The following is a 13,913-nucleotide window of genomic DNA, read 5'->3' as shown; positions in this document are numbered from 1 at the left end:
ATGTTCAGTGCGGCTCGGGTGATGGAAACTTAACTGAATATCCCTTATACCCGGATACTTCCAAGCGAATAGGTTTCTTGGAGGCACGAATCCGCATTCGTGTTTTTTTATTTCCAAAATAACGATAAGGAGGACGAAAAACATGGTTTTAAACCAATCTGAAGCATCATTTTCAATTCGTAATATGTACGAGGAGGACGTTAAGCGTGATCTACAAAAACGGGAGAGATGTGCTTCCCCCTAGTTTGTTAAAAGAGCTTCAAAAATATATGCCGGGCGAACTGGTCTACATCCCTAAACCGAGCGAAAAACGCGCCAGTTGGGGAGAAGTCAGCGGAACCCGGAAGCTGCTGGCTGAACGCAATCAAGAGATCTACCGGTTCTATAAAGATGGATGGAGCATCTCGGAATTGGAACGCAAATATCATTTGTCCGGCGAAAGCATCCGCAAAATCATCGTGAAAACCCGCTGAAATGCCGAGCTCAGATGGAGGAGAACATGTCGATTCAGACGAATCTCCCGGAAGCGATTCGATCGAAGCTGTCCGGGGAACCGATTTTCAGCACGAAAACGGATTTGCAGCTGGATGGGCATTTTGGAGAGTTATGGGTCACGGTGACGGAGCGGGAAGTCTCCACTTGGCGTGCTGACGGTTCTTCCTGTTTGAACATTGCCGCCGGAGAATGGAAGGAAGCGCGGGCGGCAGGAGGAGTCGGAGGCGGCACGCTTGTGGCGGACACGCTGAACGGGCCGGTCGTGATTGCCAGATATACGGCAGCTTTATCTTCCGTGTTCGGCTATGCGGCCAAACTGTTGACCGCCATGTCCAAAAATGAAGAACGACCGGCGCTATCGGAAAAAGAGGTTCCGCGTTACTGCCCGACCTGCGGCAATCCTCTGATGGAAGGCACGCAAGTATGCGCGATCTGCAAAAGCAAAGGTAAAGTCATGGCGCGCATGCTGCGGTATGCCAAACCATACAAGAGCCGAATGATACTCGCCGCGGTGTTGCTGCTTTGTACAACCGTGGTGGAGCTCGTTCCGCCATTTTTGACGAAAGTCATGATCGATGACGTGCTGCAGCCGAAAACCGCAGGTTCCGCGCTGCTCTGGGTTGTACTCGGACTCGGCGCCACAATGCTCCTCATGGCTGCGATGCAAACGGTCCGCGGCTTGATCGGAGTTTGGGTCGGCTCCAAGCTGATGGGGGATTTGCGGGATGACATCTATAAATCGCTGATGCGGCTTTCTCTCGCGTTTTTCGACCGCAGACAGACTTCCCAGTTCATCGGACGGGTGAACAGCGATTCCGAGGCGATGCGGCAATTCATGACGGACGGAATCATCTGGGTGGCCGGCGAGTCGCTTCGGATCGTCGCTATATTCGCCATCATGTTCGGACTCGATTGGAAGCTGACCTTATTCGCGCTTCTTCCGATGCCCGTGATGGTGCTCACTTCCCTGAAAATATGGCCGAAAATCGGCCGGCGGTGGTACCAGCAATGGAGATCCATTTTCCGCTTAAATGTGCTGGTCGGCGATTCGCTGCAGGGGATTCGTGTGGTGAAAGCTTTCGGCCAAGAGAAGACGGAAATATCCCGTTATTCCGATGCCAACCGTGAGCTGGTGCGCCACAATATCCGTATTGAGGGTTTGTGGCAGCTCATGTTCCCACTGTTCGCGTTCATTGCCGGGATCGGGACGCTGCTCATTTGGTATAACGGCGGCTCCCAGGTGATCGGGAATCAGCTGCAGCTCGGTACGCTGATGGCCTTGATCGCCTACCTGACGATGCTGTTCGGGCCGCTTCAATGGGTCAGCCAAATGATCAACTGGGCGAGTCACGCGATTTCGGCGGCGGACCGGGTATTTGAAATTATGGATACCCCATCCGATGTGCCCGAAGCGATCGACCCGGCGCCAATCGGGGTGATCCAGGGTCACGTTGTGTTCGACAACGTGACTTACGGCTATGAAAAACATCATCCCGTGCTAAAAGGCATTAACCTGCAAGTTCAGGCCGGTGAAATGATCGGGTTGGTCGGGCATTCCGGAGCGGGTAAGTCCACGTTCATCAATTTGATTTGCCGCTTTTACGATACGGATGAGGGCCGAATTACGATCGACGGAACGGACCTGCGCGGCATTAGCCAAACCGACCTTCGCAAGCAAATCGGCGTGGTGCTGCAGGAAACCTTTTTGTTTGACGGCACGATCGCCGAAAATATCGCCTATTCCAAGCCGGACGCCACGCCGGAGGAAATCATGCGGGCGGCCAAAATCGCCAATGCGCATGATTTCATCGTGCAGCTGCCGGACGGCTACGATACCCGGGTCGGAGAACGGGGACACCGGCTGTCCGGCGGAGAGAAACAGCGGGTCGCCATTGCGAGGGCCATTATCCACGATCCCCGTATCTTAATTTTGGATGAAGCGACCGCTTCCGTGGATACGGAAACGGAACGCCAAATTCAAGAGGCAATTTCGCGGCTCGTGAAAGGTCGTACCACTTTCGCGATTGCCCACAGGCTCTCCACGCTCCGCAATGCGGACCGGCTCGTCGTACTGGATAAGGGGAAAATCGTGGAGGTCGGAACGCACGAAGAGCTGCTGGACCTTGAAGGCGGCTATTATCGTAAGCTGGTCGACGCACAAACCGAACTGTCCAAGATCCGGGGGGTGGAAGGTTGATGAACGATCCTTACGATATCCGGATTATCGAGCCCGACAGCCTATTCTTCAGCCGGGGACCGGGCGGGGTGTTCCAAGGTGTTATCGACGGGAAAACGTTTGAGGAGCTGGTCGTCTTCCGGACGTTCCCGTTTCTATATCCTAACCGGTTCATCTCCATCCGCAATCCGAAGAACGAGGAGATCGGGATCATCCGGGACATCTCGCAGTTGGATACGGAAAGCGCAAGCGAAATCGAAAGAGAGCTGCAGTTCCGCTATTTCCTGCCACGGGTGACGCGGGTGGACAGCGTCAAGCAGAAAAACGACCTGTGGCTGTGGGAATTGCAAACGACTCTCGGACCGACTCGCCTCGCCATGCGCAACCTTCACGAGCATATGCAGTTTCCGGGCGGAGGACGCATCATTTTAACGGATATGAACGGCCGCAGGTGCGAAATACCGGATTGGAAAGCGCTCGACAATCACAGCAGAATGCAGCTTACGGACGTGATATAAGCTTTGATATTTAAAACACCGACTTTTCTGAATAGAAAGGTCGGTGTTAGTTTTCTTATCTCAATGTTTTTAATGCGCCGCTCCACGCGATCACTTGATCGAACATTGCGTTCACGTTATTTAGATGTAATTCCTGCGGTTTGAACACTGTACCATTTTCAAAGTCTGTAAATAAGGACAAAGTCGGGTGTACACGAACGTCCGCAATCATTAATTCACCCATAATGCCGCGCAAATGTTCCGCCGCACGAGCACCGCCTGTTGAACCGTAGCTTACGATTCCTGCTGCCTTGTTGTTCCATACTTCTCGCGCGAAATCCAAAGCATTCTTCAATGCTCCCGTAATACTGTGGTTATACTCTTGAACGATGAACACAAACCCATCCAAGTTGGCAAGTTTTTGATTCCAAGCCGCAATACCCGGCTCAGTCCCATCGGTTGTTCCCAAGAATGGCAATTGATAATCCGCAATATCTACAATTTCATAATTTGCATCCCCGCGTTTGTCAGCGATTCCCTTAACCCACTCTCCAACCTGCGGGCTCACACGTCCTTCGCGAGTGCTTCCTAAAATAATGCCAATGTTTAGCTTTTCCATTGTTGTATCCTCCTTGGATGTATTGCCGAATAGTTTGTCCAAAAATCCCATGTCGCGCACCACCTGTACAATTTATTTACTTGTTTCTTTCCGAACAATAGGAGCGACCTCGGCCGCTAACAATTCAATTCCTTCAGCTACCTTACGAAAGGGCAATCCGCCGATATCGATCTGAGCAATAAAGCGCTTATGACCAAAAATTTCGTGTTGATGAAGGATCTTCTCCACGATCTGCTGCGGGCTGCCTACGAATAAGGCTGTACCCGGATCTGTCATATGTTCAAAATCAGCGCGTGTTATTTTATAACTCGACATCCCGCGTTGACGGTTCACATAAGACCAATAATTTGAATAGTAGGGATAAAATTCGTCCTTTGCTTGCTGTGTAGTCTTTGCAATGTAGCCATGACCTGTCACGCCTACTTTCAAGTTTTCAGGCTTATGACCAGCTTTTAGGCCCGATTGTCTGTATGCTTCAACCAAAGGCATAAACCGCAGCGGATCACCGCCGAGCATCGCGATTGCCATGCCCACACCTAAACTTCCAGCGCGCGCTGCGCTCTCTAATGTTCCCCCCACACCGACCCAAATGGGTATCTCTCTTTGCACAGGCCGGGGCGCAATTTCAGCATTTCTTAGTGATGGTCGAAAGTGACCGTCCCATGTGATTTTTTTATTTTGGTTAAGTTTTAAAAATAAATTCAGATGTTCAGAAAATAAAGCGTCATAATCGTTTAAGTCATAACCGAAAAGAGGAAAAGATTCCACGAATGCCCCTCGTCCGGCGATAATTTCCGCACGTCCTTCCGAGATCAAATCCAACGTGGCAAAGTCTTCGAACAATCGAACGGGATCGACTGTACTGAGCACGGTTGTTGTACTTGTCAGCTTGATTCGCTCGGTGACCTGGGCAATTGCCGCCAAAATAACCGGAGGAGCTGACACGGCGTAGTCTAACCGATGATGTTCGCCAACTCCAAAAACATCCAGTCCAGCTTCATCCGCAAGTTTTGCGGCTTCAACGATTTCTTTAACCCTTTGCTTTGCACTTATCGTTTGTCCGGTATGAGGATCAGGTCCTAGATCTGCAAGCGTGTAAAGACCAATTTCTATTCCAGAATTCATAAGTCGTACCCCCGCTCCATAACGACCCTCCGGTTAAACCAGCAAGAGGATTCGATTACCGGATGGATCACTTGTCATAAATGCACCATTTTCTTCTGTGACGGATGCACCCATACTTTGCAAATTGGCTACAGCGCGATCTCTTGCCGGACCATTGGGATAAATTAAGGTAAACGATTTAAGACCGACACTGTTTTCCGACGGTTGGGGTGCCCCTACACCGTTCCACGTATTCAATCCAATGTGGTGATGGTATTTTCCAGTCGAAATGAAAAGCGCCTGAGGCCCAAATCGGTTCACAACTTCGAAGCCAAGCCCCTTGATATAAAAATTTTCTGTCTTGGTTAATTCCGAAACATGCAAATGGATATGCCCCATCACGGTATCAGCCGGCAGCCCATTCCATGTCTGCTGGTTCACCCCCGAAAGAAGATCCCTGAAATCCAGGGGGTCAACCGCCATTTGCACGTCGCCATTCTTCCATTTCCATTCCGAAGGATCTCGGTCCCTATAAATTTCAATTCCATTTCCATCCGGATCGGACAAGTAAAGAGCTTCGCTGACCAAATGGTCGGAAGAACCCAACCGCAGCCCCATATTAGCAAGATGAACGACAATCTGAGCCAAATCGGAACGAGTCGGAAGGAGAATGGCGAAATGGTACAGCCCCGTCGTTCTTCCCTGCATGGGTACAACATGATCCGGTTGTTCGATGGATAACAGAACCGTTTTTCCATCTGCCGTAAGGTTAGCTGACTTTTCTGTTTGTTCCAGGACCTTAAAGCCGATAACTTCTTGATAAAACTTCAAAGAACGTTCTAAGTTTTGAACCTTAAGGTTCACTTGCCCGACATAAGTGTTGGGTTCACGATGAAAATTCATGAAAATTCCCCTTTTTAAGAAATATTTGAGCGAAAAAGCACATTTTCTAATGCCCAGTAAGATTTGTTCTTCAAGGCAAGATAGATGGAAATTACGAATAAAGCCAACTCAAGCTCATAACCAGCCATTTGTCCATTGCCAAGGAACCCGACAGCAAGTTTTACCTTAAGCGTTGCAACAGCCATAATAATCGCGAATAAACCGGCGAAAACTCTTGTTCCAAGCCCTAATACCATCGCGATGCCGCCAAATAGTTCAATCAAAGCGACAAGGTAAGCGGCAAAGCCAAATATACCTAAACTGTCAAAAAAGTCCACGGTATTCGCAATTCCGCCTTGGAATTTGGAAAACCCGTGTATGAAGAAAGTGAGACCTAAAAACACCCTCAATAATGTCAATCCGACAGCTTCTTTTCTTACCATTTGCTAAGCACTCCTTCTTTATGATGAATTCTTGTTGTCTAACCGAATCATCGAATGACGAGATTCAATTTTTCAGTTAGTTACTTTATGTAAGTTATTTTATAAATGAAATTGAATTACGTCAAGTATGTATATTGTAAAAAGTAATGGTATTACTTTTCGAAGGTGGTATAATAGAAAAAGGAAGGAGTGATTCTAATTGGATAAATCGATTTGTCCGAGGTTTGATAAAGCCATGAGTTTAATAAGCCAAAGATGGATTGGGCTGATTATTTATCAGTTGTTATCCGGTCCTCAACGGTTTTGTAATATTGAAGCTGCGATCGGAGTAAGCGGCAAGGTTCTTTCGGAGAGGCTAAAGGATTTGGAGAATGAAGGAATTGTAAAACGGGAAATTTATCCGGAAACTCCTGTTCGGATTGAATATTCCTTAACCGATAAAGGATTAGCTTTCGAACCCGTTTTGAGGGATATTGAAAATTGGTCCCAAAGCTGGCTAGAGGCAGAATCGCAATAAAAAGAGCAGCCGGCTGTCAGCCAACTGCCCTTTTTTTTGCCCAAAGCAATCTTTATTTCGATCAGGCCAAAGCTTTCTTAAGCTCTTCCGTCAGCAGAGGCACGACTTCGAACAGGTCTCCCACGATGCCGTAGTCTGCAACTTTGAAAATCGGTGCTTCCGGATCTTTGTTGACTGCGATGATGATGCGCGACTGGCTCATGCCGGCGAGATGCTGGATGGCGCCGCTGATGCCGCAGGCGATGTAGATTTCCGGCGTCACCACTTTGCCCGTTTGCCCGATTTGCATCGCATAGTCGCAGTAGCCGGCGTCGCAAGCGCCGCGGGAAGCGCCGACCGCAGCGTTCAATACTTCCGCCAGCTGCTCCAGCGGCTTGAATCCGTCGGCGCTCTTGACGCCGCGGCCGCCGGAGACGACGATTTTGGCTTCCGTCAGGTCGACCTTGCCGGACGTTTTGCGCACCACGTCTTTGACGACCGAGCGCAGCGTGCCCGGAGCCGTGAAGTCTTTCTTCACGATCTCGGCGGAGGAGCCGGCGGGCAGTGCGGCGGCGAAGTTGTTCGGCCGCACCGTTACGACTTGCGGGCCTTCCACAAAGCTCTTCTTCTCGAATACTTTGCCCGCATAGAGAGGGCGATTGTACAATACGCCGGTGCCGGATTTCTCGACGCCGATGACGTCGGAAATTTGTCCGGCCTTCAAGAAAGCCGCCGCCATCGGCGCCAGATCACGGCCGGCCGCCGTATGTCCGAAGAACACCGCATGCGGCTGCAGTGAACCTAACACCTCTTTCAACGCCGCGAAGTACGTTTCCGAATTGTACGTTTCGAGCGCCGCATCATCCACCACGACGACCTGGCCGCTCACGTACTGCGCCAGCTCATCGGACAGAGAAGCAACTTGATGACCGAGCAGAACCGCCGACACCGTATCCCCGTCATCCTTCACCGAAGAGACGGCTTGAACGGCTTCCAATGTGACATGCCGCAGCTTGCCTCCGCGGACTTCCGCCACCACTACATATGATTTGCCCATCCGATATTCCTCCCCGTGGATTAGATGACCTTCGCTTCGGTACGCAGCAGGTTCACGAGCTCGGCAGTCTGCGAACTCAGATCGCCCTTCAGAATTTTGCCCGCTTTGCGCTCAGGAGGAAGCGAGAGAGAATCCCGCCTGGTCCGAGGCGCGATGTCTGCCGCCGCAACGCCGATCTCGTCAAGTCCCAACTGCTGAAACGGTTTCTTCTTCGCCTTCATGATGCCCGGCAGCGACGGGTAGCGCGGATCGTTAAGCCCTTGCTGGGCGGTAAACAGAGCAGGGAGAGAGACCTCCAAAGTTTCCGTATCCCCTTCGGCGTCCCGCTGTACGACCGCTTGACCACCGTTCACATCCAACTTTGTAATGGAGGAAGTATGCGGAACGCCCAGCAATTGCGCAAGACGTACAGCGACTTGTCCGCTTCCGTTGTCGATCGAGAAGTTGCCTCCGAGGACGAGATCGTATGATTGCTTGCTCATAAAAGCGGCTAATACTTGAGAGACGCTAAATTCGTCATGCCCGATTCGGTCGTCCGAAATAAGCACGGCCTCGTCGGCTCCCATCGCCAGCGCAGTACGCAGCGCTTCCGCGGCGCGTTCGGGCCCGACAGATACCGCGACGATATTGCCCCCGTGTTGCTCCTTCTGCCGGATCGCTTCCTCCACCGCGTACTCGTCGTACGGATTGATCACGAACTTCACGCCATCGTCGGACACTTCTCCATTTTTCAGGACGATTTTCTCCTCGGTGTCGAACGTTTGCTTCAAAATGACATAAATATTCATGCGGCAAGCTCCTCTCCCTGGATTATTTCAAGCCTTTCAAGAAAAACTCGACGGTTTTGTCGACTTGCGCCGATAGGGAATACTTGCGCCCCGAGATGAGCCACGAGGTGACCACTTCATCCATCGCGCCGAACAACAGCAGCCGGGTGAGCTTGATGTCGAGGTCGGCCCGGAACGTGCCTTCCTTGACCCCTTGCTCCAAAATATGCTCGATCAGCTCGATGTAGGGCTTCACCGCCAATCCGATCGCTTTGCGGAGTTCCAGCGAGCTTTGTCTTAACTCGATCTGCGTCACATAGGCGAGATCGACGTTTTGCTCCAGCTGCGTGTAATGGATCTCGCACACTTTGTGCAGCGCCTCGTCGGCCGAATTCGTCTCGCGAATGCTTTGGTTGAACATGTCGACCAGATCGCCGAGCCGGTCCTGGAACAGCGAAATCAGGATATCTTCTTTGTTTTTGAAATAAAGATAAATGGTACCGTCGGCAACCCCCGCCTCCTTGGCGATTTTGGAAACCTGGGAACCGTGAAAACCGTTTTCGGCGATGACCTTCTGCGCGGCATCCAAAATCTGTACATATTTTTCCTGCTTCCTACTTGCCATGGTGTCACCTCAAGTGATAAAATTCATGGTAACTGAATGAATACTCATTCATTTTTCTCCATCTTACTGGGAAACGGTGCTTGAAGTCAATGTTTTCCCAATAAGATTTTTATGAAAAGACTTTGCAACCGCTTACTTTCGCAGGAGAGAAAGGAAGGGTGGGACGATGGTCGGGCAGACGGTGAATCTTTTGTTGTTCTTGGCGGTGACCGGGTACGGCCTGTATTTGTTTTATAAGACGGTTTACCATCGCTGGCTCTATGTAAAGCTCGGGCAGCCGTCGGACTTCAAGGAGATGGGCAAGGGCAGATGGGCCGAGTTCCTCTCGCAAGTGTTCGGGCAAAAGAAGCTGCTCAAGGATCCGAAAAGCGGCATGATGCACATCGTCGTTTTTTACGGATTCATCATCCTCCAGTTCGGCGCATTGGATCTCATCATCAAAGGATTGACCGGCGGGCGGCACCATCTTCCGGTTCCGGGGTATGAAGTGTTTGGGCTGCTTCAAGAGATTACGGTGTTCCTGATTCTTGCGGCCATAGCGTACGCCGGATACAGAAGGTATGGGGAGAAGCTGGCGCGGCTCAAGAAGGGCTGGAAGCCGAGCATTGTCCTCTATTTGATTTTCTTCTTGATGCTGTCCGTGCTCTTGTCGCTCGGAATGGAACGCGTCTGGCTCGGGCTGGAATCGTCCGGGTACGCTCCGATCTCGTCGGGGATCGCGGCGGTTTTCCAAGGCGTTTCCACGAATGCGGCGCACGCGCTGTTCATGGTCTTTTGGTGGGCGCACTTGCTCATTTTGCTGTCGTTCCTCGTGTACGTACCGCAGTCGAAGCATTTCCATATCATCACGGCTCCGGTCAACATCTGGTTCCGCCGCAAGGAGCCGGTGGGCCGCCTGAGAAAGCTGGATCTTGAAAATGAAGAGGCGGAATCGTTCGGGGTCGGGAAGATTGAGGATTTTACGCAGAAACAGATGATGGACTTCTACGCCTGTGTGGAATGCGGCCGATGCACGAACGTGTGCCCGGCTTCCAATACAGGCAAAGTGCTGTCGCCGATGCATCTGATCACCAAACTGCGTGATCATCTGCAGGAGAAAGGCGCGGCGGTAACGGGCAAGACTCCGTGGGTGCCGGAATTCGTATTCGCCGGCGGCAGCAGCGCTCACGCGTTCGATACGTCGTCCGCTCATGAAGTGGAGTGGAACCTGGACGGCATCACGGACATTCGCCCGACACTGGCTTGGCAGAAGCATACATGGGTGGAGCAGCGGAAGAAGCCCGAGGAGCTGGAACTGATCGGCGATGTGATGACGGAAGACGAAATTTGGGCGTGCACGACTTGTCGCAACTGCGAAGACCAATGTCCGGTAGGCAACGAGCATGTGGACAAAATCGTCGATCTCCGGCGTCATCTGGTTCTTATGCAGGGAAGCATGCCGCATGAAGGCCAGCGCGCGCTGCAAAACATCGAGCGTCAGAGCAATCCGTGGGGCTTGAACCGCAACGACCGGGCCAAGTGGACGGGAGAAGTTGAAGGCGTGCAAGTGCCAACGGTGAAAGAGAACCCGGATTTCGAGTACTTGTTCTTCGTCGGCTCGATGGGCTCTTACGATTTGCGCAGCCGCAAAATCTCTCGTGCGTTCGCTCGGCTGTTGAACGAATCGGGCGTCAGCTTCGCCATTCTCGGCAACGAGGAGAAGAACTCGGGCGACACGCCGCGCCGTATGGGCAATGAAATGCTGTTCCAGCAGCTTGCCATGGAGAATATCGCGACGTTCCAAAGATACGGCGTTCGCAAAATTGTGACCGCATGTCCTCATACGTTCAACACGTTCAAAAACGAGTATCCGGAATTCGGACTCGAAGGGGTGGAGGTTTACCATCACACCCAGCTGCTCGACCGCCTGATCAAGGAAGGCAAGCTGAACCCGAAGCACGAGGTGAAGGAGCGCATCACCTACCATGATTCCTGCTACCTCGGCCGCTACAACAATGTGTACGACGAACCCCGCAACGTGCTCCGGGCGATCCCGGGTGTGGAGCTGGCGGAAATGGAGCGCTCCCGCGAGAACGGAATGTGCTGCGGAGCCGGCGGCGGCATGATGTGGATGGAAGAGAAGTCCGGCAAGCGGGTGAACCTGGCCCGCACCGAGCAAGCGCTGGCCGTCAATCCGACCGTTATCAGCAGCGCTTGTCCTTATTGCCTCACCATGGTGGAGGACGGCACGAAGATGAAGGAAGTCGAGGAAAGCGTCAAGGCAAGGGATATCGCGGAGATTTTGGAGCAGTCCGTATTCGGCGACCGCCCGCTCCGCTCCGATAATCGAATTGAACTGGAGGTCACGACCTAATGAACAAACCGATTCGCAAAGCGGCCGTAATCGGCTCGGGCGTTATGGGCTCCGGCATCGCCGCCCATCTGGCCAATGTCGGTATTCCTTGTCTGTTGCTCGACATGGTGCCGAAGCAGCTGACGGACGAAGAAACGGCCAAAGGCTTGTCGCTGGAACACCCGGCGGTGCGCAACCGTTTGGCTGCAAGCGCCATTGCCAAGCTGACCAAGACGAAGCCGGCTCCGCTGTACGACGACTCGTTCGCAGCACGCATCACCCCGGGCAACCTGGAAGATCATTTGGCGCAAATTGCGGATGTGGATTGGGTTATCGAAGTGGTCGTCGAGAATTTGCAGGTCAAAAAGGAACTGCTGCGCAAAGTCGAACAGCACTGGAAGCCCGGTACGGTGGTCTCCTCCAACACGTCGGGCATCTCGATCAACGCGATGTCGGCGGACTGCAGCGACGAGTTCCGGAAACATTTTATGGGCACGCATTTTTTCAATCCTCCGCGTTATATGAAGCTTCTTGAAATCATTCCCGGCGAACGTACGGATCGTGACCTGGTCGGCCGGATGAAAACCTTCTGCGAAACCGTACTCGGCAAAGGCGTCGTGCTGGCGAAGGATACGCCGAACTTTATCGCAAACCGGATCGGTACTTATGGCTTGTTGATCACGCTGCAAGAGATGCTGGACAAAGGTTACACGGTGGAGGAAGTGGACGCCGTGACCGGTCCCGCCATGGGACGGCCGAAAAGCGCCACCTTCCGCACGCTCGATCTTGTCGGGCTGGACACGTTCGTGCATGTCGCGGATAACGTATATGCCAACGTGGCGGACGCGGCAGAGAAGAAAGCGTTCGAGTCGCCGGAAGTGCTGAAGAGCATGGTGGCCAAAGGCTGGCTGGGAGAGAAGTCCGGACAAGGCTTCTATTTGAAGCGGAAAGGTTCGAACGGCAGCGAAATCCACTCTCTAAATCTTCAGACCATGGAATACCAGCCGCAGAAGAAGGCATCATCCGGCTCGCTCGAAGCTGCGAAGCTGGCCAAAGGCGCCCGGGAGAAAACGAAGGCGCTCATCACCGGCGGGGACCGCTACTCGGATCTGGCCTGGAATATTATGAAACAGGTGCTCGTGTATTCCGCAGAGAAAGTGGGCGAAATCGCCGATTCGATCCAGGAGATCGACGAGGCCATGAAGTGGGGCTTCAACTGGGAGATGGGCCCGTTCGAGACATGGGACGCCATCGGCTTGGTCAAGTCCGTGGAGAAGATGGAGAAAGAAGGCTTGTCCGTTCCCGCTTGGGTGAAGGATTGGATATCGCAAGGGAACACCTCGTTCTACCGCAAAGATAACGGCAGCTTGTTCTACGTGCATGGCGGTCAATACAAACAAGTCGAAGAGCGCCCGGAAGTGATTTCGCTGCGTACGCTGAAGGAACAGAACCGCGTCGTGAAATCGAACAGCGGCGCAAGCCTGATCGATCTCGGCGACGGCGTGGTCTGTCTGGAATTCCATTCGCCGAACAATGCGATCGGGGCCGACATCCTGACGATGATTCAGCAAAGCGTGGATGAAGTTCGCACGAACTTCGAGGGCATGGTCGTCGCCAACCAGGGCCGCAACTTCTGCGTCGGCGCGAACCTGATGCTGCTGCTGATGGAAGCGCAGGACGAAGAATGGGACGAAGTGGATGCGATTATCCGGATGTTCCAGAATACGATGTACAAGTTGAAGCGGCTCGAGAAGCCCGTTGTGGCGGCTCCGCACCGCATGACGCTCGGAGGCGGCGTGGAAGCGTGCATGCCGGCCGATCAAGTGATTGCATCTGCCGAAACCTACTACGGTCTGGTCGAAGTCGGAGTCGGTCTGATTCCGGCGGGCGGCGGCTGTAAGGAGATGGCGCTGCGGGTCAGCCAGCACGTGCGCCATCCGGATGCGGATTTGCAGCCGTTCATCAATCAAGTGTTCGAAACGATCGGCATGGCGAAGGTGTCGACGAGCGGACACGATGCCAAGCGCTTGGGCTATTTGCGGCCGACGGATCGCGTGCTCGCCAACCAGGATCACTTGATTTACGAAGCGAAGCAAGCGGTGCTGCGGATGGCGCAGGCCGGTTACGAGCCGATCCGCGAAGAGAAAATCCGCGTCGTCGGATCCGAAGGCAAAGCGGTCCTGCAGCTTGGCGCCATCGCGATGAAGGAAAGCGGATATATCAGCGACCATGACCTGCTCATCGCCAAGAAGCTGGCGCACGTGCTGGCGGGCGGCGATGTGCCGGCCGGTTCGTTGGTGACCGAGCAATACATGCTCGACTTGGAGCGGGAGGCTTTCCTCAGCTTGACCGGAGAGCCGCGAACGCAGCAGCGCATGCAGCACATGCTGACCAAAGGCAAAGCGCTTCGCAACTAACAT

13 protein-coding genes are annotated in these 13,913 nt (G+C 52.9%); 6 read left to right on the top strand and 7 right to left on the bottom strand.

Features of this window, described 5'->3' with window-relative positions:
* The first annotated feature begins 206 nt into the window (after positions 1–206).
* Genes E5161_RS08390 through E5161_RS08380 form a run of 3 tightly spaced genes read left to right on the top strand, consistent with a single transcriptional unit; the run spans position 207 to position 3,189 of the window.
* Complete coding sequence (locus tag E5161_RS08390) at positions 207–473, top strand: CD3324 family protein (RefSeq protein ID WP_136777265.1); 267 nt, start codon at positions 207–209, stop codon at positions 471–473.
* A gap of 26 nt (positions 474–499) precedes the next feature.
* On the top strand, positions 500–2,692 hold the full coding sequence (locus E5161_RS08385; protein ID WP_136777264.1) for an ABC transporter transmembrane domain-containing protein: 2,193 nt from the start codon (positions 500–502) through the stop codon (positions 2,690–2,692).
* Positions 2,692–3,189 carry a DUF1854 domain-containing protein gene (locus E5161_RS08380; RefSeq protein WP_136777263.1) on the top strand — a complete coding sequence of 166 codons (498 nt, stop codon included), beginning with the start codon at positions 2,692–2,694 and terminating at the stop codon, positions 3,187–3,189. Before E5161_RS08385 ends, E5161_RS08380 begins: the two co-directional genes overlap by 1 nt.
* Before the next feature lie 55 nt (positions 3,190–3,244).
* Here the strand turns inward: E5161_RS08380 and E5161_RS08375 are convergent, their stop codons facing one another.
* The 4 genes from E5161_RS08375 to E5161_RS08360 are packed head-to-tail and all read right to left on the bottom strand — an operon-like array spanning position 3,245 to position 6,216.
* Positions 3,245–3,838, bottom strand: a complete 594-nt coding sequence (locus tag E5161_RS08375) for an NADPH-dependent FMN reductase (protein WP_136777262.1) — start codon at positions 3,836–3,838, stop codon at positions 3,245–3,247.
* Between the two features lie 21 nt (positions 3,839–3,859).
* Entirely contained in the window at positions 3,860–4,912 is a 1,053-nt protein-coding gene (locus E5161_RS08370; RefSeq protein WP_136777261.1) for an LLM class flavin-dependent oxidoreductase, read from the bottom strand.
* A 33-nt stretch (positions 4,913–4,945) separates the two neighbouring features.
* Positions 4,946–5,794: a VOC family protein gene (locus E5161_RS08365; RefSeq protein WP_136777260.1), complete on the bottom strand. Its 849-nt coding sequence runs from the start codon at positions 5,792–5,794 to the stop codon at positions 4,946–4,948.
* A gap of 14 nt (positions 5,795–5,808) precedes the next feature.
* Positions 5,809–6,216: a DoxX family protein gene (locus E5161_RS08360; RefSeq protein WP_136777259.1), complete on the bottom strand. Its 408-nt coding sequence runs from the start codon at positions 6,214–6,216 to the stop codon at positions 5,809–5,811.
* A 199-nt stretch (positions 6,217–6,415) separates the two neighbouring features.
* On the opposite strand from E5161_RS08360, the gene E5161_RS08355 reads away from it, so the two are divergent.
* Positions 6,416–6,733: a winged helix-turn-helix transcriptional regulator gene (locus E5161_RS08355; RefSeq protein ID WP_136777258.1), complete on the top strand. Its 318-nt coding sequence runs from the start codon at positions 6,416–6,418 to the stop codon at positions 6,731–6,733.
* 61 nt (positions 6,734–6,794) lie between these two features.
* Here the strand turns inward: E5161_RS08355 and E5161_RS08350 are convergent, their stop codons facing one another.
* Genes E5161_RS08350 through E5161_RS08340 form a run of 3 tightly spaced genes read right to left on the bottom strand, consistent with a single transcriptional unit; the run spans position 6,795 to position 9,161 of the window.
* Complete coding sequence (locus E5161_RS08350; protein WP_136777257.1) at positions 6,795–7,769, bottom strand: electron transfer flavoprotein subunit alpha/FixB family protein; 975 nt, start codon at positions 7,767–7,769, stop codon at positions 6,795–6,797.
* Between the two features lie 20 nt (positions 7,770–7,789).
* Positions 7,790–8,557, bottom strand: coding sequence for an electron transfer flavoprotein subunit beta/FixA family protein (locus E5161_RS08345; protein WP_136777256.1), 768 nt, complete (start codon positions 8,555–8,557; stop codon positions 7,790–7,792).
* 22 nt (positions 8,558–8,579) lie between these two features.
* The gene (locus E5161_RS08340) at positions 8,580–9,161 is read right to left on the bottom strand and encodes a fatty acid metabolism transcriptional regulator FadR (protein WP_136777255.1); all 582 of its coding nucleotides are present in this window, start codon (positions 9,159–9,161) and stop codon (positions 8,580–8,582) included.
* A 166-nt stretch (positions 9,162–9,327) separates the two neighbouring features.
* On the opposite strand from E5161_RS08340, the gene E5161_RS08335 reads away from it, so the two are divergent.
* The gene (locus E5161_RS08335; protein ID WP_136777254.1) at positions 9,328–11,514 is read left to right on the top strand and encodes a heterodisulfide reductase-related iron-sulfur binding cluster; all 2,187 of its coding nucleotides are present in this window, start codon (positions 9,328–9,330) and stop codon (positions 11,512–11,514) included.
* A complete protein-coding gene (locus E5161_RS08330; RefSeq protein ID WP_136777253.1) occupies positions 11,514–13,910 on the top strand; it encodes a 3-hydroxyacyl-CoA dehydrogenase/enoyl-CoA hydratase family protein in 2,397 nt (798 codons plus the stop codon). The genes E5161_RS08335 and E5161_RS08330 overlap by 1 nt, the downstream gene beginning before the upstream one ends.
* Positions 13,911–13,913 lie beyond the last annotated feature (3 nt).

This window comes from Cohnella pontilimi, from assembly GCF_005049045.1.
Classification (GTDB): Bacteria; Bacillota; Bacilli; order Paenibacillales; family Paenibacillaceae; genus Cohnella; species Cohnella pontilimi.
The sequence above is the reverse complement of the archived record's forward strand: the minus strand, read 5'-3'. Positions and strand labels throughout refer to the sequence as shown.

Excerpts from the sequence above, each read along its gene's own strand:
- E5161_RS08385 (WP_136777264.1), top strand. The coding sequence starts at position 500 with ATGTCGATTCAGACGAATCTCCCGGAAGCGATTCGATCGAAGCTGTCC.
- E5161_RS08380 (WP_136777263.1), top strand. The coding sequence starts at position 2,692 with ATGAACGATCCTTACGATATCCGGATTATCGAGCCCGACAGCCTATTC.
- E5161_RS08375 (WP_136777262.1), bottom strand. The coding sequence starts at position 3,838 with ATGGGATTTTTGGACAAACTATTCGGCAATACATCCAAGGAGGATACA.
- E5161_RS08370 (WP_136777261.1), bottom strand. The coding sequence starts at position 4,912 with ATGAATTCTGGAATAGAAATTGGTCTTTACACGCTTGCAGATCTAGGA.
- E5161_RS08365 (WP_136777260.1), bottom strand. The coding sequence starts at position 5,794 with ATGAATTTTCATCGTGAACCCAACACTTATGTCGGGCAAGTGAACCTT.
- E5161_RS08360 (WP_136777259.1), bottom strand. The coding sequence starts at position 6,216 with ATGGTAAGAAAAGAAGCTGTCGGATTGACATTATTGAGGGTGTTTTTA.
- E5161_RS08350 (WP_136777257.1), bottom strand. The coding sequence starts at position 7,769 with ATGGGCAAATCATATGTAGTGGTGGCGGAAGTCCGCGGAGGCAAGCTG.
- E5161_RS08345 (WP_136777256.1), bottom strand. The coding sequence starts at position 8,557 with ATGAATATTTATGTCATTTTGAAGCAAACGTTCGACACCGAGGAGAAA.
- E5161_RS08340 (WP_136777255.1), bottom strand. The coding sequence starts at position 9,161 with ATGGCAAGTAGGAAGCAGGAAAAATATGTACAGATTTTGGATGCCGCG.
- E5161_RS08335 (WP_136777254.1), top strand. The coding sequence starts at position 9,328 with ATGGTCGGGCAGACGGTGAATCTTTTGTTGTTCTTGGCGGTGACCGGG.
- E5161_RS08330 (WP_136777253.1), top strand. The coding sequence starts at position 11,514 with ATGAACAAACCGATTCGCAAAGCGGCCGTAATCGGCTCGGGCGTTATG.